Origin of the sequence: Actinopolymorpha cephalotaxi (genome assembly GCF_013408535.1) — a bacterium.
Classification (GTDB): Bacteria; Actinomycetota; Actinomycetes; order Propionibacteriales; family Actinopolymorphaceae; genus Actinopolymorpha; species Actinopolymorpha cephalotaxi.
On sequence record NZ_JACBZA010000001.1, the window covers coordinates 473,273 to 493,897 of the forward strand.

Here is a 20,625-nt window from a genome sequence, read left to right on the forward strand (position 1 = left end):
GGCCGGGTCAGCCGAGTTCCTGCAGGCAGCGGTTGAGGTAGCCGCGGGTCTCGGCCGCGATCGAGGTGGCCTGCGGCAGGGTGTACGACGCGGCGCCGATCACCTCGAGGTTGAGCGGTCCGGCGTACCCCACGTCCTTCAGCGCACGCAGCGCCGCCGGGATGTCGACGGTTCCGCGGCCGGGCACCTGGGTGGGCGGCGGGCCGACCTGGCGTTCGCGGGACGCGCAGTCGCGGAAGTGGCTGGTGATGATCCGCGGACCCCACTGGCGGGCCACGTCGTCGGGGTCCTCGTCGGCACGGTAGAGGTGGCTCGGGTCGAAGTTCAGCCCGAGAGCCGGGTGATCCACCTCCGCGGTCAGCCGCAACGCGGTCGCCGCGTCGAAGATGGCCTGCCCGACGTGCGGCTTCACCGCGAGCCGGCAGCCGTGGTCGCGGGCGACGTCGGCCAGCCGGACGACGTTCGCGATCGCCTCCTTGGTGGACTCCTCGTTCCCGGACTTCCCGCCCGATCCGACGTTGACGATGTCGATGCCGATCGCGGCCGCGAGCTCACAGACCCGGGCCAGGCGTTCGGGGTCGGTGGTGGCGGCCTCGACGGCGGTCGCGGTGAGCCCGGCCGCCTCGACCCGCTTGCCGACCTCCTCCGCGCCGCGGGTGCCCTGGTCGACGGAGAGGTGCTCGCACATGCCCTTGATCGCGGCGAGCTCGACGTACTCGTAACCGGCGAAGGCGATCTGGTCGAGCGCCTCCTGCACGTCGAATCCGGCGAACAGCACCGTGTTGCATCCGAGCTTCACAGGTCACCTTCTTCTCTTCGGTTTCGTGGTGGCTGTCGTTCGTGCTTGGTACGTACGTTCAGCAGATCCGGTCCTTCTGCCAGCGGATCGACTCGTCCCACTCGCTGCGCCGCAGGTCCAGGTCCCGCCAGTACCACCGCACGTCGTCGCGCGGCGTCTGTGGCTCGGGCCAGTCGGCGTACACCTCGTCCCAGCCGAGCACGTCGCAGTGCACCCTCAGCGATCCCTCGTGCAGCGGTTCCGCGGCCGGCTGGTAGCGGAAGTCGCAGGACAGCCGCACCCGGTCGCCGGCCGCGTGCGGCAGCGCCCGGTGGACGGTGTGGCTGGAGAAGGTGAGTACGTCGCCGGCCGCGAAGTCGCCCTGCGACCACGGCAGGTCGAGGTCGCACAGGTACGCCTCCAGCCCGCCGGCGCCCTCGGCCTCGCGGTAGGACATCAGGCCTTCGCGGTGCGAACCGGAAAGCACGGACAGGCCGCCGAGCTCGCGCGGGCAGTCGCCGAGCGGGAACCACGCCGTCCACACCCGCGGCGTTCCCTGGATGTGGATGAAGTCCTGGTGCGGTGGCGTCGGCCGGGTGCCGCCACCCGGGATCACGACCCGGGCGATGTTGCGCGGATGGGGGAGTACGTCCGCACCGAACAGGTCCCGGTAGACCGCGAGCAGCCGGGGATGGTGGGCGAGCTCGTGGAACTCGCGTACCCGCTGGATGTCGGCGTAGGCGTCCCTCGTGATGCCCACCCCGCAGAACGCCGTCTCCTCGCGGGGCACCCGGTCGAACGCCGCGACGTCGGCGATGCCGTCCGAGACCGGCGTTCCGTCGACCAGCCAGCCGTACCGGCGGACAATCTCCAGGAACCGCAGGCGAAGGTCGAGCACGTCGTCGACCGGCAGCAGTCCGCGGAAGAACAGATAGCCGTGCTCGTCCGCGCGGGCCCGCAGCGCGGCGGGGTCGCCGAGGAGTGCGGAGGAGTCGAGGAAGTCCGCGGTGCGTGCTGCCGTGGGCGGTGTCGTCATGGTCGCTCCCGAGTGGGCGTTCGCTCCCGATCGGCCGATGAGTCCAGCCCACCACGCACCAGGGCCCCGCGACATGGTCTGAGCAGTCGAAGACTGGAGGATCCACGCATGACAGGTCCGTTGCCGGACGTGGCGCCGCGCGCCGCCTCGGGAACCACCGTGGTGGCCGAACCGGTACGGGCATCGAGGCCTCTCGTTCCGGCACCGCTCACCCCGGTGACCCCGCCCGCGTTCCCGGCACTGCTGCTGGCCAACGCCGTGCAGTTCGGCCCGGGTGAACGTTTCGGCTTTCCCCGCGTGGAGTCGCGGATGGTGACCTGGTGCCGGGCCGGCCGGGGCGAGGCGCGGGTCAATGGGGTGCGCTTCTCGCTGGCGCCGGGCGTGCTGCTCGTCCTGCCGTGGGGGCACCGGATCCACTACACGGCGGCGGAGGTCGACCCGTTCCTGCTGGTCGGCGTGCACCTCGTGCCGCGGCACGAGGAGGGGTTCCCGCTGGAGCCGACGGTCCCGCACGACGCGAACCACCGGCACGCCGGCTGTCCGTGGCGGCGGGACGGCGAACCGGACCTGGGTACGCAGGTGGTGGCCACGACCGCCGACGCCGCGCCGGGACTGGCCCAGCTGAGCGCGTACGCGGTGGAGGTGTGGCGGCGGGGTACGCCGTCGCAGGCGTCGATCCGGGCGCTCGGCACGATGATGGTCGACGAGCTCACCGGGCTGGCGTGTCAGCTCGCCGCGCGCACCGGCGACCAGGCGTACGCGGGGCCGGTCGGGTTCGCGGGGCCGGGCGGGTTCGGGGGTAGAGGCGGGTTCGGGGGGAGAGGCGGGTCCGACACCTGCGTGGTCCCGGACGAGCTGCGCCGCGTACTGGCGTACGTCGAACACCACCTGGCCGACCGGCTCACGGTGGCCGGGCTGGCCGAGGTCGCCGGGTGCAGCGGGGCGACGCTGAGCCGGCGGTTCGACACCTATCTGCGGCGGTCGCCGATGGGGTGGGTGCTGGACCAGCGGATCGAGCACGCCCGGGGGCTGTTGCGCACCACACCGTTGACGGTGGCCCAGGTCGCCCGCCGGTGCGGGTTCGCCGACGCGAACTACTTCTCCCGGATCTTCCGCGACCGCACCGGCCGGCCGCCCACCGCGTGGCGCCGCCGCGAACGCCTGCTCTGAGGCTGTACCTCCTGAGGCTGTACCTCCGAGCTTGCCGGGCCGCCGGCGGTGGGCGTCCGGAACCCCGCGACCCGCTGACCGGGCCCGGCCACGGGGGCGGGCGGTCACGGATATGCTCGGCCCGAATCTGCCCGCGACGCCTGAGGAGTACCCCAGTGATCGCGTCTGTGAAGCCGGCCGCCGTCATCGTGCTCGCCGCCGGCGAGGGCAAGCGGATGAAGTCCCGGACCCCCAAGATGCTCCACCAGCTCGGTGGCCGCAGTCTGCTCGCCCACGCGGCGGGGGCCGGCCGCTCGCTGGAGCCCGAGCACCTCGTCGTGGTCGTCGGACACGCCCGCGAACAGGTCGCCGCCCACCTGCAGACCCTCGACCCGAGCGCGCAGCCGGTCGTCCAGGCCGAACAACGCGGCACCGGACACGCCGTCCGCACCGCCCTGGAGGCCCTGCCCCCGCTGCGCGGCACGGTGGTGGTGACCAACGGCGACGTCCCGTTGCTGCGGCCGGAGACGTTGCGCGCCCTGCTCGCCACCCACGAGGAGCAGGGGTCCGCCGCGACCGTGCTGACCGCGCAGGTCGCCGACCCCACCGGGTACGGCCGGATCGTGCGCGGACCGGACGGCGCGGTGCGGAGCATCGTCGAGCACCGCGACGCCACCCCGGCCCAGCAGGCGATCGCCGAGATCAACTCCGGGATGTTCGCCTTCGACGCCGCCCGGCTGGCCGACGCGCTCGGCCGGCTCGACGCCGACAACAGCCAGGGTGAGGAATACCTCACCGACGTCCTCGCGATCCTGGCCGGCGACGGGCACCGGGTGGGCGCGTTCGTCGCCTCGGACGAGACGGAGATCCTCGGCGTCAACGACCGGGTGCAGCTCTCCCAGCTCGGCCGGGTGCTCAACGACCGGATCCTCACCGAGTGGATGCGGGCCGGCGTCACGGTCCTCGACCCCGCCACCACCTGGGTGGAGGAGACCGTACGCCTCGAACCCGACGTCACGCTGCACCCGCAGACCCAGCTCCGGGGCGCGACGAGCGTCGCGTCCGGCGCCGAGGTCGGCCCCGACACCACGCTGACCGACGTCACCGTCGGCCCGGACGCCACGGTGGTCCGCACCCACGGCGAGCGGGCGGTGATCGGCGCCGGCGCCACCGTCGGCCCGTACGCCTATCTGCGGCCCGGCACCAACCTGGGCGAATCCGGCAAGATCGGGACCTTCGTGGAGACGAAGAACGCCGAGATCGGCCCCGGCGCCAAGGTCCCGCACCTCACCTATGTCGGCGACGCCACCATCGGCGAGGGCACCAACATCGGCGCCGGGACGATCTTCGCCAACTACGACGGGGTGCACAAACACCACACCGACGTCGGCCGGCACTCCTTCGTGGGCAGCGACTCCGTACTGGTCGCGCCCCGGCAGATCGGCGACGGGGCCTACGTCGCCGCCGGTTCCACGGTGGTCAAGGACGTCGGGCCGGGCGAGCTGGCGGTGGCCCGCGGCCAGCAGCGCAACATCGGCGGCTGGGTCGCCCGCAAGCGCGCCGGCACCCGGACGGCCGAGGCCGCGGAGGCCGCGCAGGCGGCCGGGAACACGGCGGGGAACACCGCCTCGGATACACCGTCCGGACGGGAGGCGACGGGGGAGACCCGTGCACCGCACACGAACGGGACGAGAGACACTGGCGACGTCGATGACGCGCCACGAAGGAGTGAGCAGTGACCGGGATGAAACTCACCACCCAGAAGAACCTCATGCTCTTCTCGGGTCGGGCTCATCCCGGACTGGCAGACGAGGTGGCCGAGATTCTCGAGGTCGACCTGGTGCCGACCACCTCCTACAACTTCGCGAACGGCGAGACCTACGTCCGCTTCGAGGAGTCGGTGCGCGGCTGCGACGCCTTCGTGATCCAGAGCCACCCGGCGCCGATCAACGAGTGGATCATGGAACAGCTGATCATGGTCGACGCGCTGAAGCGGGCCTCCGCCAAGCGGATCACCGTGGTGACGCCGTTCTTCGGGTACGCCCGGCAGGACAAGAAGCACCGCGGCCGGGAGCCGATCTCGGCCCGGCTGATGGCCGACCTGCTCAGCACCGCCGGCGCCGACCGGCTGATGGCGGTCGACCTGCACACCGCCCAGACGCAGGGCTTCTTCGACGGACCGGTCGACCACCTGTTCGCCCTGCCGGTGCTGGCGAGCTACATCGAGACCCGGGTGGACACCTCCCGGGTCACCGTCGTGGCGCCCGACTCCGGCCGGGTGCGCGTCGCCGAGCAGTGGGCCGACCGGCTCGGCGGCTGCCCGCTGGCGTTCATCCACAAGACCCGCGACGTCAACGTCCCCAACTCGGTGGTGGCCAACCGCGTGGTCGGTGAGGTCGAGGGCCGTACGGCAGTGGTGGTCGACGACATGATCGACACCGGCGGCACCGTGGTGAAGGCGGCCGAGGCCCTGGTCGACGCGGGCGCCTCCGACGTGATCGTGGCCGCGACGCACGGCGTGCTGTCCGACCCCGCCGTGGACCGGCTGAAGAACTCCCGCATCCGCGAGGTCGTGGTCACCAACACGCTGCCGATCCCGCAGGAGCACCGCTTCGACACGCTGACGGTGCTGTCCATCGCCCCGATGATCGCCCGTGCGATCCGCGAGGTGTTCGAGGACGGCTCGGTGACCAGCCTGTTCAACGGCGCAAGCTGATCACCAGCGGGTTTCTCATCCGCGACTCGGCGGACCCCTGCGCGTCCCCTGACAGACCGGCAGGTATTCTTTCCCGGTTGCCTCGGCGAGGGACGCCCATATCCGGCTCCGTGATCGACGCGGTTGCGGACATGTGCGCCGCCGAGCAGCCATCGACCGCAGCCGACGTCGCACGTTCCTGAGGAGTTTTTTCCGTGTCCGAGGTCAAGATCAAGGCCGAGTCCCGCACCGAGTTCGGCAAGGGCGCGGCACGACGGATCCGACGCGCGGGTCTGGTGCCCGCCGTCCTGTACGGCCACGGCGGCGCTCCGGTGCACATCACGCTGCCGGGTCACGAGCTGATGCTCGCGCTCAAGACCGCCAACGCGTTGTTCGACGTCGACCTGGGTGAGCGCAGCGAGCTCGCGATCCCCAAGCAGGTCCAGCGCGACCCGATCAAGGGCTTCCTCGAGCACGTCGACCTGCTGATCGTCCGCCGTGGCGAGAAGGTCGTCGTCGAGGTGCCGGTGACGCTGACCGGTGAGGCCGGACCCGGCTCGCTGGTCTCCACCGAGCACACCACCCTGTCCGTCGAGGCGGAGGCCACGCACATCCCCGCGGGCATCGAGGTCTCCATCGAGGGCCTGGAGGTCGGCACGCAGATCCTCGCCAAGGACATCTCGCTCCCGCGCGGCACGACGCTGCACCTGGAGCCGGAGACGCTGGTCGTCAACATCACCGCCGCGCCGACCGCCGAGCAGGTCGAGAGCGAGCTGGCCGAGGCCGAAGCCGAGATCGAGGGCGGCGAGGGTGCGGCCGAGGGTGCCGAGGCCGCCGAGCCCGAGGCGACCGAGGAAGGCGCCGGCGAGGAGTCCGGCGAGCAGGAGTAGTCGAGCCGCTCACCGGCCCGACCTGCGTAACCCTCCATGTCCGACCGCATGTCCGACCGCATGTCCGAAGGCCCTTGGCTGGTCGTGGGCCTGGGTAATCCCGGGCCCACGTACGCCGCCCACCGGCACAACATCGGCCAGCAGGTCCTCGACCTGCTGGCCGCCCGGGTGGGCGGGAAGCTGAGGCCGCACCCACGTGGCCGCGCCGACGTGCTCGAAGGCCGCCTCGGCGGCGTCCCCGGCGTCCGCGTCGTGCTGGCCCGGCCCCGGTCCTACATGAACGAGACCGGCGGCCCGGTGGCGAGCCTGGCCACCTTCTACAAGGTTCCACCCGAGCGCGTGGTGGCCGTCCACGACGAGCTCGACATCCCGTTCGGCGCACTGCGGCTCAAGCTCGGCGGCGGCGACAACGGGCACAACGGTCTCCGGTCGATCCGTCGCTCTCTGGGCACCGGAGACTTCCATCGCGTGCGGTGTGGCATCGGCCGCCCGCCCGGGCGCCAGGACCCGGCCGACTTCGTGCTGTCCGGCTTCTCCGCGGCCGAGCGCAAGGAAGTCCCGCTGTTCGTCGACAACGCCGCGGACGCGGTGGAGGCACTGGTGGCCGAGGGCCTCGACCGTGCGCAGAACACCTGGCACGGCTGACTTCCGGCCCGCCCGGCCGACCCGTCGGCACCCGTCCGCGCCCGCGAGGGTTGACCACGACGTTCAGATCACGGTTCGATCTCGCATGCAACTTTCTCCGGGCTCAGGGAGTCGGTGGGTACGTAGGTGCCGGCTTCGCGCCCGGGGGGTGCGTGGAGCCGGCATTTTCATGTTTACCCTCCGGCCCACTGGGAACTCATTTTTGTCGGACACACAGCTTCGTTTGGCTGAGGCCGACAACGACCCCTGCCTATGGTGAATGAATTGGCCAGACGGGAGGGGCCACCGTGTTTCGAAAACTTTTTCTCGCAGCATTACTCGCGGTCGTGCTGATTGCCGGTGCCGCGTGTCAACCAGGCCAGAAGCCGGCGCCGGGGGGCGGCGTCGTCAAGAGCACTTGTGGCGTGGGTACAAAACTCACGCCGAAATGTGGCACGTGGTGGGGCGTCGCCCCCAATCCCCTCGCCGGGGAAAGCTGGGACACCGCGCTGACGAATTTCGAGAACCAGATTCAGCGGCCGGTCAACATCGTGCACTACTACCACTCGTCCGGACAGTTGTTCCCGACGTCGTCGGAGATAGCCCGGGCTAACCAGGCAGGCAAGGAGCGCCTGCTCTCGATCAACTACAAGCCCGAGGGCGGGAAGACCTGGGCCCAGGTGGCGGCGGGTGCGCAGGACGACAGGCTGGACTCGCTGGCCGCCTACATCAAGGCCAACTTCAACAAGCCGTTCTTCCTCACGATCCACCACGAGCCGGAGGAAGAGGTCCGGCAGACGACGGGATCCGGCTACACCGCCCAGGACTACCGCGCGATGTATCGCCACGTCGTCCAGCGGTTGCGCGGAGACGGCGCCACCCAGATCGTCACGGTGATGAACTACATCGGTTCGCCGAAGTGGGGAAGCCAGCCGTGGTTCGAGGATCTGTACCCCGGCAACGACGTGGTCGACTGGATCTCCTACGACCCCTACATCTTCGGTAGCGGTTCATACTGGGGTCCCGTTTCCGATCTCTTCAATCGGAAATTCCCCGAGTACCCGAAGTGGCCCGGCTTCTATTCCTGGGCTACGCAGTTCGCGCCCGGAAAGCCATTGATGCTCTCCGAATGGGGAGTCGGTGAACAGCCGGGTAATCCGGCCGGAAAGCCGGACTTCTTCAAGGCGCTGGGGTCACAGGCAAAGAACTGGCCGGCGGTGAAGGCGATGGTGTACTGGAATGCCGCCGCCGACCGTACGGTCGGAGCCACCCGCATCGACTCCACGACGGCGTCGTTGCAGGCCTATCGCACCACGGGGCTGATGCCGTACTTCAACCCCTAGGCCGAAACAGGAAACCACGGCCGAACGACGACGACCGACGACGGCTGACGACCGACTGGCCCGGCGCCCCAGGCGTACGGGCCAGCGGCGTCTCCGGCCGCGGCAGCCGGCCTCCTGGCTACCGCTGCGCGTCGCGCTGACCCGCGGTCCGGATTCCGGCGAACAGATGCCGGCCGTAGTTGTCGGCGTACGGCGCCACCGCGTCCTCGTCCGGCCCGAGGTCGACCACCCGGTCGAAGCCGGTGTGGGTGGTGAGGAAGCGGGCGACGTGCTCGGTGTCCCAGCCGCGCAGCGACCGCGCGAACCACGCCTCGTGCTCCTGGCCGGTGTCGAGGAACAGCACTCGCCCGGTCACCGAATCCAGGAGTCCGGCCAGCTCCTCCGCGGACACGCTCGCCCGCCCGAGGACGAAGTGGTGCAGGAGGCTGAAGCAGGACACCACGTCCCACGTGCGGCCGGCGTCGCGGGCGGCACGGAGGAAGTCCACGGCGTCGCCCGTGGTGATCCGGGCCGGGTCCAGCCCGTAGATGCCGGCGGCGAGCCGCGGCGCAAGCGGGTCGCGTTCGATGCCCTCGGCGGCGAACCCGCGCTGCCCGAGCTGGTGCACGAACCACCCGTAGCAACAGGCCACGTCGAGGTAGCTGTGGCCCGGGCCGTCGACGCCCTCGGCCGCCAGCCGGCGTTCCATCATCGACAGCCGGTCGGTGCAGCGGCGTACGGTCGTCCAGCTGCGCTGCAGCTCCGGCGCGTCAATCGGTTGGTACAGCTCCTTCTTCCCGCCGATCCAGCTCATCTGCCCCAGCAGGTCCTGCAGCGGCGTCGTCACCGGAACCCGCTTGACCTTGACCGAGGCGGACTCCGCTCCGCGGTGCGCGAGCAGCGCCAGGCGGTGGTGGCCGTCGAGCACCTGGAAGCAGTCGGAGTCGCGGATCGGCGCCACCAGAACCGGATCGGACGCGCCGCTCTGCCCGGCCCGCACCGGCTCCTCCTCCTCCTCCTCCTCACCACCACCGTCGTCCGCCGACGGCCCGGCGGCGGCTTCGACGGCCGAGCCGGTGGTCGGGACCGGGCCGGCGGCACCCTCGGTGGCGGCACCGCCGGTGGCGACGGCGGTTCCCACGGCGGTGCCGACCGCGACCGGCGACGGTACGTCCTCCGACGGGTCGGTGACGGACGCCCGGGCAAGGAACGACCGGGCTACCTCCACCACTCCGCGCTCGTCGGTGGCCCAGAAGTAGCGTCCGGTCAGCCGCAGGCAGCGCCGGGCGTGTTCGGCGTACGGCGAGGCGAGGATGGCCTCGTCGGTCAGCTCGCCGTCACCGTGCGCACGGTGGTCGGCCGCCAGCCGGAGCAGGCCGGCGTGCGGCCCGCGGGCGATCGGCGTGGACGCCCACAGCAGGTCGTCGAACTCCGCGGCGTAGGTGGTCGCGGGTACGCCGTCCTGGATGCCGAGCAGCAGCCGGTCCAGCGGCACCCGGGCCAGCCCGGGCCGGCGGAGCACCAGCGTGGACAGCGCGACCCGGGCGCCGTGGGGGAGCGGCAGCCGCCGCAGCGCGCCCACCCCGGCCAGCAGTCCCTGCCCGGCGGTCTGCCGGGCCCGGCCGTGCAGGCGCCGGACCGGGGTTCCGATCCTGGCAAGGGGCACCGACGCCAGCGCCGTCCGGAACGCGCCGAGCTGCAGGTGGTGCCGGCCCTTCCACAACAGCGCGGCGTAGACCAGGCACATCGGGACCAGCCAGCCGATCACCACACCGACGTTCATCGGCGCCACGAGGTGCACCAGCAGCGGCACCACGCCGAAACACAGGGTCGCCGCGGCGGCGACCCACAGCACGGCCGGGCCGAACGACATCACGCCGTACGCCCGCCGCACCTGCAGCATCGGCAGCGAGTTGCGGACCGCGAGCGCCGCCGCCCACGCGACCGCCGCACCGGTGATGCCGAGCCGGGGGACCAGCACGACGACGAGGACCACGTCGACGACCAGGGCGGCGGCGTTGTTGACCAGGCTCTGCCGACTGCGCCCGGCCATCAGCAACACGACGTCCACCGAACCCGTTGCGGTGGTGGCCAGCATGGTGAGGGCCAGGATGACCACCGTGGCCCGGCCGGCTTCGTACCCACCGCCGAAGACCTTCAGCAGCACCGGCGCGGCGACCGCGCTGCAGAGGTAGATCGGCCACGCCAGCGCCATCAGCCAGGCGGTCGACGCCGAGAACGACTCGCGCACCCCCGCCAGGTCCGCGCGGGCGAACAACGCCGCCAACTGCGGCTGCAGCACCTGCTGGATGGCCTGGACGCCGAGCTGGCCGAGGACGAGAAAGCGGGTCGCGGCGGTGTAGACGGCGGCGTCGCGCGGGGACAGCAGCGCGGCGACAAGCACGATGTCCGAGCGCTGCAGCGCGACCTGGCAGATCCGGCCCAGCGCGCGGGGCGCGGTGAACCCCCAGAAGTCACGGGCGAGGGTGGCCGCCGGCGCGGCGTCCACCGGGCCCTCACCGGGGGCGTCGCCGGCCGGGGCGGACCGCAGTGCGGCGACGATCGAGCGGTACCACCACGCCACGCCGACCAGGCCGACGGCGTACGGCGCGACCCAGGCCACCGCGAGCCACACCGGACCGGCCCCGAGCAGCAGGACGACCGCGATGCACAGGATCTGCCCCGGCAGCCGGCCGAGCTTCTCCACGATGACGTTGGGCCGCATCGTCTGGTGTGCCTGGGTGGCGGCGAGGATCGTGTCGTACGCCGTGGCCACCGGCAGGCTGACCGCGAGGACGCGCAGCATCGCCGTCATCGTGGCGCCGTGCTGCACGCTCGCGGCGCCACCGCCGTCGCCACTGCCCAGCACCGTCGCGAGCCACGGCGCCGCCAGCCAGACCGCCACCGCGGCGACGACACTCAACCCGAGGACGGGGCGCAGCGCGATCCACACCGTGCGCACCGCGCCGGCGAGACTGCCCACGGCGAGCTGCCGCTGGATGGTGTGCGCCAGGCCGACGTCGGTCCCCAGGCCGGAGATCGCGGTGACGATCAGGAAGAACGACGTGGCCGCGAACAGCAGCCCGGCGACGTCCTGGGGGACGCCGTTGGCGACCACCACGACCAGGGCGATGCTCGCCGCCCCGCCGACGAGCGTGCCGGCCAGGTTGAGAATTCCGTTACGTGCCAGCCGTTGGATGGACGGGGTACTCGTCGTACCGGCCGTACTCACCGCACTCACCGCGTGTTCCCCCTAGGACCGTGGCCGGTCGAGTGGTTCGTCGACCGTGGTGTCCGCGGTCGGGTCCGGCGACCAGTGGTCGCCGTTGGTCGGATGTGCTCCGGCCCGAGGTACCGCCCCGGGACGGGTCGGTTCCGGTCGTTCCGGAGCTGCCTGCCCGGACGTCGCCGGCCCCGCCGCGGGTTGCCCGGACTCCGACGGGGCGGACGCAGGACGCGGTCCGCTCGGCCTGATCCGTCGCCGCCGGGTGGTGTCGATCACCGGTGGTGCCTCGGTGGTGCCCTTCCGGGGCACCGGCCTGGCCCGCGCCGTACCCGCTCCGAGTCCGTCCGCCGGCAGGGCGCGGCCGTGCCCGGACCGCCCGCCGCGTGCCCTGCGTTCCCGGCGCTCCTCCCGGCGTTCCTCGCGGCGTTCGGCGCGCCGGGAGTGGCCGCCGCCGGAGCGTCGTGGCGACACCCCCTCGACCATCACCACGCCGAGCAGGCTGGCGTGGACGTGTTCCAGTGCGGCGGTCGCGACCATCAGCTCGGTACGGGTGGTGACGCCGACCGCGCCGACGAGCACCACGCCGTCGGCCAGCGAGGCCAGCGCCTGCCCGTCGGCTCCGGCGGCCGGCGGCCCGCAGAGAATCACGTAGTCGTACCAGTCCCGCAGCCTGGCCAGGGTCGCCCGCATGGGGTCGGACAGCAGCTGGTCCATCGTCTGCCGGGCGGGATAGCCGAGCGGGAGCACGACGAGGTTGTCCTCGGGCTCCACCAGCAGTTCGGTCAGGTCGGCGATACCGGCGAGGAGTTCGGACAACCCGGGATGCTGCGAACCGCCTCCGAGGAGTAGCCGGGACACCTCGCCGGTGGTGTCGACGACCGCGACACCGAACCCCGCTCGGGCCAGGCCCACCGCGAGCCCGGCGGCTTCGGGGGCGGCGGCGATTCCGTCCGACATCCCCGTCACCGCGAGCGTCACCGGCGGGGCGTCGACGCCGGTGACGACCGACGTGCGCAGCGCGCGGTAGGGCTCGGACAGGTCGATCGGGTCGGTGGTGGACCGGCGCAGCCGCATCCGCCGGCCGGGGCCGACCAGGCCGAGCAGCCGGATGCCCAGATGTTCCACGTCGTAGGGGTGGTGCAGGCGCAGGTCGATCCGGGTCCGCAGCAGGGCGAGGGCGATGCCGAGCAGCAGGCCGGCGACAACGCCGGCACCGCCGAGGACGATCGCGTCGCGGAAGCCGGTGCCCGGGTCCGGCGCGGCGGAGCTGATCACCTGGCCGGGCCACTGGTCGGTGGCGGTCAGGGTGCTGGTCTCGGTCTCCAGGCTGGCGAGCTGGGAGGCCAGCGCGCTCAGGCGTTCGGCGAGATAGGCCCGCCGGGAGTCGGTCGTGTCCGACCGGCCCATCTCGTCGCTCACCTCGTTCAGCGACCGCTGGGTCTTGGCCTGCTGCTGGCGGATCTTGCCCAGCTGGGAACTGATCACGGAGTTCGCACGTCGTTCGCGGTAGGCGAGATAGGAGTCGGCGAACGCCTGCGCCCCGCGGACCGCGTCGCGTGCGGAGCCGGCGGTGTACGACACCTTCAGCACCTGGGTGTTGGTGGGGTTCTCCACGAGGACGTGGGAGCGGATCTCCTCCATGCTCTGCGCCAGGTGCAGCCGGCGGCGGACGTCGGACGCCACGCCGTTGGTGCTGACGAGCTGTGCCTCGGTCTGGAGGTTGACGAGCTGGTCGCCGCGCCCGTCGGGGGTGTACGGATTCCCCTGCAGGGGGCTCAACAGGATCGAGGCGCTCGCGGTGTAGTGCAGACCCTTGCGCAGTGCCACCCCGGCGCCGGCCGCGCCGCACACCACGCCGAGGACGATCAGGAGAGCGAGGTGGCGACGGAGTGCGTCGAGGACGAACGACGTGAGCGCGGACGCGTTGTCGTCGTCGCGCATGAACCCCCCAACTCCACGTGCCGTGCTGGACAGACGGTAGTCCAGCGGCCGTCGTTTCGGTGTCGTTTGGAACGATTGTTGCCGGTCGGCAACGGTCGTGCGCGTCCGGGTGCTTTCCTCAATCTTCTGAGGAACAATTGGTTTATGACGCCCACAAGCGGTGGGTAGTACCTAGCTTCAGCAACGATCCGGTGTTCATGGGACCCTCTCCGCCATCACGACGTTCAACCTCGAGCCTCAGCACTTCTCCGTACCCACAAGATCGTCTTTTTCCGGACCTTTCACCACGCATCGTGCTCACAATCGTCGGGGGGGCGAACATGCACGTGATCAACGAGGCCGCACCGGCCGAAGAGGCGGTCACCACGCACCCGCAGCGCCTGCTCCTGGTGGGCTCCAGCGGCGGCCACCTCGCCCAGCTCCTTGCCCTGAAGCCTTGGTGGGAAGGGCGGGAGCGCACGTGGGTGACCTTCGCGACCCAGGACGCCAAGGCGAGACTCCGCGACGAACACGTCGCGTGGGCGTACTTCCCGACGACCCGCAATCTGCCCAACCTCGTACGCAACCTTGTGCTGGCCGTGCGCGTCATCACCCGTGAACGTCCCGAACTCGTGGTCTCGACCGGCGCGGGCGTGGCGTTCCCGTTCTTCCTGGTCGCCCGGCTGATGCGGATCCGAACCGTCTACCTCGAGGTCTACGACCGGCTCGACAGCCGCACCCTCACCGGGCGACTGTGCCGGCCGCTGTCGTCCCTCTTCTGCGTCCAGTGGGAAGAGCAAGCCACGCTTTACAAGGGCTCCCACGTGGTGGGGACCCTCCTTTAGAACCAGGCGGAGCAACATGCGAGTCCTCACCATGGTGGGCACCGACCACCACCCGTTCCACCGCCTCGTTCGCTGGGTCGACGAATGGAGCCGACGGTTTCCCGCCGACGACTGCATGATCCAGTACGGCACGTCCATGCCTCCCCGGCACGCCCGTGGCCTTGCCTACGTCGAACCCGGCGAGCTCAACACCTGGATGGACCAGGCGCAGGTGCTCGTGTGTCACGGCGGGCCGACCACCATCGTCGAGGCCCGGCGTCTCGGCCGCCGGCCGATCGTCGTTCCGCGACGGGCGCGGTGGGGTGAGCACGTCGACGACCACCAGTACCTCTTCACCAACCGGCTCGCGCAGACCGGGCAGGTACTCACCGCGACCACCCAGCACGAATTCGAGATCCTGCTGGACGCGGCGCTGGCCGATCCGGCGATGGTCCGGCGCGGCGACACCGACGACGAGCGGCAGACCGAGGCGACCGTGCAGCGGTTCGGCTCGCTGGTCGCCGGCCTCTTCCAGGCCTGACCTCCGCCAGGCCTGATCCCTACCAGGCCCGACTAGATGCCGCGGCCGGCGGAGTTCGCCAGCCGCATCGCCCGGTCCGCGGACACAAGTCCCAGCGCGACCACGATCGCGGCGTAGGCGCGCGGGTCGCGCGGGTTGAGCCGCAGGGTGTGCCGGGCCCAGCGCAGCGCAGCTCTGCGGTCACCGATGGCGGCGTAGGCGAACGCCTTCCGGCCCTGCTGCCGTGCCTGGGCGACGGGGTCGGTACGCAGCACCTCGTGCTTGACCAGGCCGTAGTCGATGGCCTCGATGATGGTCGCCCAGCGGTCGGAGAAGTACGACTGGCTGCCCCACAACACCTTCACCAGTGGGCGTTCGACGACGGCGATCGGCCCGGCCTGCGCCGCGCGCAGGATCCAGTCGAAGTCCTCGCCGTAGCTGCCGGGGATCTTCTCGTCCACCAGCCCGATGCGTTCGCGCAGCGCCCGGGCGCGCACGAGGACCGTCGAGGGGTGCGCCTCCATCACCCGGCGGCGGGCGATCGAGGTGGCCACGACGTCGGAGGCGGCCGGCACCCGCGTGATCACCCGGTCCCCGTAGTGCACCTCGATCCCGGACACGGCCACGTCGGCCCCGGTGGCGGACAGCTGCGCGACCTGTAGCCGCAGCTTCTCCGGCAGCCACTCGTCGTCGTCGTCGCAGAAGGCGACCAGCTCACCGGCCGCCCTGTCGATGCCGGAGTTGCGGGCGCCGGCCAGGCCGGGCGTACGGACGTTGCCGACCACCCGGACCGAGCGGGTCGGTGCGGCGCCGGCGTCCGCGTCCGGGTCCGCGTCCGGGTCCTCCTCCGGGTCCGTGGCGAGCGAGGTGTCCGGCGGCGCCTGGTCGAACACCACGACGCACTCGACCGGGCCGGCGTAGTCCTGGTCGAGGACCGCCCGCACGGCGACGCGGAGGAGCTGGGGCCGGTCGCGGGTGGCGATGACGACCGAGACCAGCGGCATGCCCGGCGGTACGGCCGACGGCGCGGTGGTGGACGGCGCGGTGGAGGGCGTGGGCTGGGTGTCCATCAGGTGTCGCTCCGTTCGGCGTTCGCTGCGGGCGAGGCCGGCAGGCTCGCGCGGTCGAGGACCCGCTGGGTCGGATGGGTCGGATGAGCCGGGTGAGTACGACCGGCCGCGGGAGGGCGACCTGTCCTCGCGTCGCCGACCGCGACGGTGGCGACGCGCGGTCCCGCCGCCCGGGTGAGGAGGCGGGCGCACCGGTCGAGCTCGGTGCGGGTGCTGTGCGCGAGGTCGGCGACCAGCAGCACCACGTCCGCGGCCCGGGCGAGCGCGAAGGTGTCCCTGGCATCGGGACGGCTGGTGGGCACCCGGGCGTTCACCAGTGGCTCGTCGCCGGCGGCGTGGCCGGCGGAGGCCAGTGCCGTACGCAGATGGTCGGCGACGGCGGCGGTCAGTTCGTCCGTGCAGTGCCCGGTGACGAGCACGACCGGGGGATCGGCGGCCGACGGGCCGGTCGAGGCGCCGGTCGAGTTCTTCAGGGGCTCCGCGCCGAGGATGAGGCGGACCTGGACGGCGAGCGGGTGCAGGTCGGCTGCCTCCCGGTGGCCCGCGGGACGTCGCAGGCCCCGCCGGCTCAGGACGGCGACCGGAGCAAGGCCGGTGGCGGCGGTGACCTCGGCGACGTCGCGTACCGCCGGGCGCTTCCACTCGCGCACCGCGCCGACGGCCAGCCCGGCCGCCAGCCCGGCCATCAGCCCGGACATCGGCGGCACCTCGGGGTTGTGGCGTTCGGGCCGCTCCGGGAGGGTGGCCGACCGTACTACCGCCGCGGTGTTGGCCCCGGTGAACGCGGTCGCGGTCAGCGCGTCGTCGATCTCGCCGATCTGGGCCTGGATCTGACCGCGCGGCACCAGGTTGGCGGGCGCGGGAGAGGGGTCGTCGGAGTCGCCGTCGCGGTCGTCGTTTCGTACGCTGCCGGGCACCGGGATGTCGTCCAGCAGGTTCTGCAGGTAATGACGCCGGGAGTCCAGCGCCGTGGCCACCCGCTCGGCGCGCGCCGCCAGCACCTTCGCCCGGTAGCGGGCGAACTCCACGGCCAGCACCCGCGCTCCCTCCTGGGCTCGCCGCGGGTCGGTGTCGGTGAAGCCGATCTGGTACACCCGGGTGCTGGTGGGCACCGAGATCTCGACCCGGCCGGTGAGCGTCGCGGGGTCGGGGTGGCCGGGAAGCCGCCGGGCGACCGCGGTGAGCACGGGTTCGGACAGCAGCAACGCGGCCTCGGTGTCCTGGGTCCACTCCCGTGGGTCGACGGCGGGCGCCGCCGGGTCGACCGAGATCGCGAGGTAGGCCGGCGTCGCCGGCGCGAACACCTCGACCGTCGACCGGTAGGTCGCCGGCGCGCGCAGCGGACCCAGCATGCCGATCGCGAACCCCACCAGGCCGAGCAGGCAGCACACCAGCCAGTGCCGGCGTACGAACCGCGAGTACCCCGACACCTCGAGCGTGTCCGGCGTGTCCGGCGAGGTGTCGCTCACCGGCCCACCAGTTCGCTCAGCAACGCGATCAGCCAGGCGGTCCGGGCGCGCAACGGCCTGCCCTCGACGGGCTGGCTGGCAAGTGCGTACCGGCGGGCGAGCTCGACGAGATAGGCCACCTGGACGGCCTCGGGATCATCACCCGGCGCACACTCGCCCGCGGCGTCCCCCGCCGACGCCCGGGTGGGTGCCCGGGTGGATGTCCCGGCAGCCCGGCCGCCGGTGAGCAGTCCGGCCCGCGCGCGTTCGGCCGCGGCCGTCTCCCCGTGCGAGCGCAGCACCGACTGCAGGCGGTAGTGCGCCAGGTCGAAGCCGAGCGGGACACCGACGGCGAAGCGTTCGAAGTCCCACAGCAGCACCTGGTCGCCGTCCCAGGCCATGTTCCACGGCGTCCAGTCTCCGTGCCACGCGCCGAACGTCAACCGCGTCGAGCCGAAGCGCCGCTCCACGGTGGCGACGACCCGAGCGAGCGCGGCCGCCTGGTCCGGGTCGGTCAACGCCGGCGGGCTGGACCGGGCGCCTTCCCAGACCAGGCTGCGGTCGAGCGGGCGGCGGCTCGTGCCGAGCCGGGTGCCGAGCTCCGCCATCGCGGCGGTGGGTACGTCCGGCCGGCTCCAGCGGGCACGGCCGGGGAGTACGGGCTCGATGACCAGCAGCTCGAGGGAACGCCACCGGCCGTGGTGCAGCACGCGGGGCGCGTGCACGAGCCGGCCGGGCGGACCGGCGGACCAGTACGCCGCCAGCGCCTCGGCCTCGCCCCGGACGAGCTCGGTGGTCACCGGCGACAACCCCACCTTCACGAAGGCGCGAGTACGGCCGTCGGGGGTGAGCACCCGCAGGATCGGCTTGCGATTGGCACGGGGCGGTCCGACGCCGACCGTGACCAGCACCTCGCTGTCCAGCAGTCGGGAGAGGTGGTCCTCGATCGACTCGACCACACGCCCGGCCGGCACGCTGATGGTGAGCCGCTCCGGGAGGAGCCGGGTGACGGCGCGGTTGCCGAGGCGGGTGCCGACCAGCCGGGCCATCGCGGCCCGGCTGTACCGCTCGCGGCGGGAGAGCCCCTGGCTGTACTTCCGGAACAGCTCGGCCGCGGCCCGGGGCGCGCCGACGGGCAGCGCAAGGCGAGGTTGACAGCGGTCCGGTAGCAGTGCGTACTCGCGTACGACCCGATGCCCGCGCGGCATCGACCCCTCGACCCGGCTGCACGCGGGGCCCGGCCACAGCATCCGGGTGGTCTCCAGGAGGGCCTCGATCGTGGTCTGGTGGCGGTCCTCGGTGGCCGGGTACGGCAGCTCGCTCATCGCGCACCCACCGCCCTTCGTTCCGTTCGGGACATCCGGGCCGTCAGCCCGACGGCGATCATCACCGTGAACAGCGGGGAGTCGAGGGTGTCGTAGACGAACAACTCGATGACCCAGAAGATGAGCGCGACGCAACCCGCGATGCTCAGGGCAGCCTGATCTCGCCAGTGGGCGAAGAACCGCCGGGCGAAGAAGTAGAGGAACAACGCCAGCCCGACCAGGCCCTGGGAGAAGACGACCATCCACAGCTGGCCCTGGGTGCCGAGCGGCGGCACACCGCAGGCGGGGCAGTCCGGCGTCGAGCCACCGGCGATGGAGAAGTAGCTGCCGCGCACGTTGCGGGTCGATCCGAAGCCGAGGATCGGCGACCCCTCCACCACGTTGCGTACGGTGTCGGTGGCGAGCTGCCCCCGGCGTTCGTTGGAGTGCGGTGCGTTCAGCCGCGCCTGCACCATCGTCCCGAGCGGACTGGCCACGAACGCGATCGCGCCGAGCAGGAGGGCCGCGACGACGGCCTGCAACGCCCACACCCTGCCCATCGCCGCGAGCCGCAGCGCGAGGTAGAGGATGCCGACGCCGAGCGCGCCCCACAGTCCGCGGTTCAGCGAGTAGACCACCGGCACCAGGCTGAGCAGCACGACGAACGGCGCCAGCCGGCGCCGCCACCCCGCGTCGGGGCCGAACCACGCCAGCAGGAAGAACGGCAGGTACAGCGAATAGTTGGCGCCCCAGGAGTTGGCGAACGCGAACGGCGCGATCGGCCGGCCCTCCTCGTACCCCAGGATGTTCTGGGTCTCGGCCGCGGCCGGATGGATCATCGGGTTGATGAACGCGTTGCCCGCCAGCCCGTGCGGGAGCACCAGCTCCAGCACCGAACGGAACTCCAGTGACGGCGCCACGACGCCGAGCAGCCCGCCGCACGTGGTGACGACGAACATGAACCCCAGCAACCGCAGCACCCGCCGGGTCGGCAGCCGGCGCTCGTCGGCGTTCACGACGTAGAGCAGGAAGACGGTCGCGGCGAGATACATCGCGGCACGGAAGCCGAAGACCATCAGCCGCCCGGCGCCACCGCCACCGGGTTCACCGGTGGGTGCGTCGCTCCACAGCATGGTCACGCCGGCCAGCACCCAGGTGAGGAACAACAGCCAGGTGCCGAAGCCGCGGGGGACGCGCAGTGCGCGCCGGCGGAGGAGTTCGACGGCGAGCGGCACCGCGAAGATCACGAAGGCGAAGGACGTGAGGCCGAACACCCACCACAACGGGAACAACAGGAAGAGTGCCGTCAGCGGCCAACCGGGCCGGAACACCTTCGGGGTGGTCCACGAACCGACCGACCCGGTGCCCACCGGAGGTGTCACCGTCGCGGTCGTCGTTGCTCGGGTCGTCGCCGACGGGTCGGCGGACGGTGGATCGGTCGCCGGAGAAGGTGTCGCCCGAGAAGGTGTCACCGGACGCGTCGCGAGCGTGGCGTTCCGCGCACTCTCGTGCTGCTCGTCCCGCACCGGATGAACCCCCAGGATGGCTTGCGTGAAAGGCCGGCGGGCCGTCAGGGCAGGGAAGTTGCACCGTCCTCACACTGCGGGACCTGCACGGATCCGCCCCGATTATCCCCCGAGGATACGAGACCGGCCTGGGCATCGGTGTCGTTCAGAAAGATATGGTTACTTTTCTGGTCGTGGGGGACTTCTGCTGGCACCATTCATCCATACGCGGCGTCTTGCCGCGCTGGCCGACAACCCGCTTCGGATCCTGGGGCGCCGGCGGGGATTCGTTCCTTGGGGGGAACTCGTGTTGC

16 protein-coding genes are annotated in these 20,625 nt (G+C 71.8%); 8 read left to right on the forward strand and 8 right to left on the reverse strand.

Going from position 1 to position 20,625, the window contains the following annotated elements:
• Window positions 1-7: 7 nt before the first annotated feature.
• Together FHR37_RS02130 and FHR37_RS02135 are read right to left on the reverse strand one after the other, a co-directional pair.
• Complete coding sequence (locus tag FHR37_RS02130) at window positions 8-799, reverse strand: sugar phosphate isomerase/epimerase family protein (protein WP_092881597.1); 792 nt, start codon at window positions 797-799, stop codon at window positions 8-10.
• 58 nt (window positions 800-857) lie between these two features.
• The gene (locus FHR37_RS02135; RefSeq protein WP_092881599.1) at window positions 858-1,814 is read right to left on the reverse strand and encodes a phytanoyl-CoA dioxygenase family protein; all 957 of its coding nucleotides are present in this window, start codon (window positions 1,812-1,814) and stop codon (window positions 858-860) included.
• A gap of 108 nt (window positions 1,815-1,922) precedes the next feature.
• On the opposite strand from FHR37_RS02135, the gene FHR37_RS02140 reads away from it, so the two are divergent.
• The 6 genes from FHR37_RS02140 to FHR37_RS02165 all read left to right on the forward strand — a co-directional run bounded on the left by FHR37_RS02140 (window position 1,923) and on the right by FHR37_RS02165 (window position 8,515).
• Window positions 1,923-2,984: a helix-turn-helix domain-containing protein gene (locus FHR37_RS02140; protein ID WP_092881601.1), complete on the forward strand. Its 1,062-nt coding sequence runs from the start codon at window positions 1,923-1,925 to the stop codon at window positions 2,982-2,984.
• A 155-nt stretch (window positions 2,985-3,139) separates the two neighbouring features.
• Window positions 3,140-4,702, forward strand: coding sequence for a bifunctional UDP-N-acetylglucosamine diphosphorylase/glucosamine-1-phosphate N-acetyltransferase GlmU (gene glmU / locus FHR37_RS02145; RefSeq protein ID WP_330831713.1), 1,563 nt, complete (start codon window positions 3,140-3,142; stop codon window positions 4,700-4,702).
• The gene (locus FHR37_RS02150; RefSeq protein WP_092881603.1) at window positions 4,699-5,679 is read left to right on the forward strand and encodes a ribose-phosphate diphosphokinase; all 981 of its coding nucleotides are present in this window, start codon (window positions 4,699-4,701) and stop codon (window positions 5,677-5,679) included. Before glmU ends, FHR37_RS02150 begins: the two co-directional genes overlap by 4 nt.
• A gap of 194 nt (window positions 5,680-5,873) precedes the next feature.
• The gene (locus tag FHR37_RS02155; RefSeq protein WP_092881605.1) at window positions 5,874-6,548 is read left to right on the forward strand and encodes a 50S ribosomal protein L25/general stress protein Ctc; all 675 of its coding nucleotides are present in this window, start codon (window positions 5,874-5,876) and stop codon (window positions 6,546-6,548) included.
• 60 nt (window positions 6,549-6,608) lie between these two features.
• A complete protein-coding gene (pth, locus tag FHR37_RS02160) occupies window positions 6,609-7,193 on the forward strand; it encodes an aminoacyl-tRNA hydrolase (protein WP_237768600.1) in 585 nt (194 codons plus the stop codon).
• A gap of 287 nt (window positions 7,194-7,480) precedes the next feature.
• Entirely contained in the window at window positions 7,481-8,515 is a 1,035-nt protein-coding gene (locus FHR37_RS02165; protein ID WP_139238832.1) for a glycoside hydrolase family 26 protein, read from the forward strand.
• 118 nt (window positions 8,516-8,633) lie between these two features.
• Here the strand turns inward: FHR37_RS02165 and FHR37_RS31185 are convergent, their stop codons facing one another.
• Together FHR37_RS31185 and FHR37_RS02175 are read right to left on the reverse strand one after the other, a co-directional pair.
• Window positions 8,634-11,735 (reverse strand): polysaccharide biosynthesis C-terminal domain-containing protein, encoded by a 3,102-nt coding sequence (locus FHR37_RS31185; RefSeq protein ID WP_092881609.1) that lies wholly within the window; start codon window positions 11,733-11,735, stop codon window positions 8,634-8,636.
• 12 nt (window positions 11,736-11,747) lie between these two features.
• Window positions 11,748-13,661 carry a hypothetical protein gene (locus tag FHR37_RS02175; RefSeq protein WP_092881611.1) on the reverse strand — a complete coding sequence of 638 codons (1,914 nt, stop codon included), beginning with the start codon at window positions 13,659-13,661 and terminating at the stop codon, window positions 11,748-11,750.
• Window positions 13,662-13,981: 320 nt separating this feature from the next.
• On the opposite strand from FHR37_RS02175, the gene pssD reads away from it, so the two are divergent.
• Together pssD and FHR37_RS02185 are read left to right on the forward strand one after the other, a co-directional pair.
• A complete protein-coding gene (gene pssD, locus FHR37_RS02180; protein ID WP_092881613.1) occupies window positions 13,982-14,485 on the forward strand; it encodes a PssD/Cps14F family polysaccharide biosynthesis glycosyltransferase in 504 nt (167 codons plus the stop codon).
• 16 nt (window positions 14,486-14,501) lie between these two features.
• Window positions 14,502-15,005: a glycosyltransferase gene (locus FHR37_RS02185; RefSeq protein ID WP_092881615.1), complete on the forward strand. Its 504-nt coding sequence runs from the start codon at window positions 14,502-14,504 to the stop codon at window positions 15,003-15,005.
• Window positions 15,006-15,037: 32 nt separating this feature from the next.
• On the opposite strand, the gene FHR37_RS02190 is transcribed toward FHR37_RS02185, so the two are convergent.
• The 4 genes from FHR37_RS02190 to FHR37_RS02205 are packed head-to-tail and all read right to left on the reverse strand — an operon-like array spanning window position 15,038 to window position 20,176.
• Window positions 15,038-16,054 carry a glycosyltransferase family 2 protein gene (locus FHR37_RS02190; RefSeq protein WP_202817922.1) on the reverse strand — a complete coding sequence of 339 codons (1,017 nt, stop codon included), beginning with the start codon at window positions 16,052-16,054 and terminating at the stop codon, window positions 15,038-15,040.
• Window positions 16,054-17,523 carry a YveK family protein gene (locus tag FHR37_RS02195; RefSeq protein ID WP_092881617.1) on the reverse strand — a complete coding sequence of 490 codons (1,470 nt, stop codon included), beginning with the start codon at window positions 17,521-17,523 and terminating at the stop codon, window positions 16,054-16,056. The genes FHR37_RS02190 and FHR37_RS02195 overlap by 1 nt, the downstream gene beginning before the upstream one ends.
• Complete coding sequence (locus tag FHR37_RS02200; RefSeq protein WP_092881619.1) at window positions 17,520-18,827, reverse strand: phosphotransferase; 1,308 nt, start codon at window positions 18,825-18,827, stop codon at window positions 17,520-17,522. Before FHR37_RS02200 ends, FHR37_RS02195 begins: the two co-directional genes overlap by 4 nt.
• Window positions 18,824-20,176 (reverse strand): hypothetical protein, encoded by a 1,353-nt coding sequence (locus tag FHR37_RS02205; RefSeq protein ID WP_237768601.1) that lies wholly within the window; start codon window positions 20,174-20,176, stop codon window positions 18,824-18,826. The genes FHR37_RS02200 and FHR37_RS02205 overlap by 4 nt, the downstream gene beginning before the upstream one ends.
• Between the last annotated feature and the right edge of the window lie 449 nt (window positions 20,177-20,625).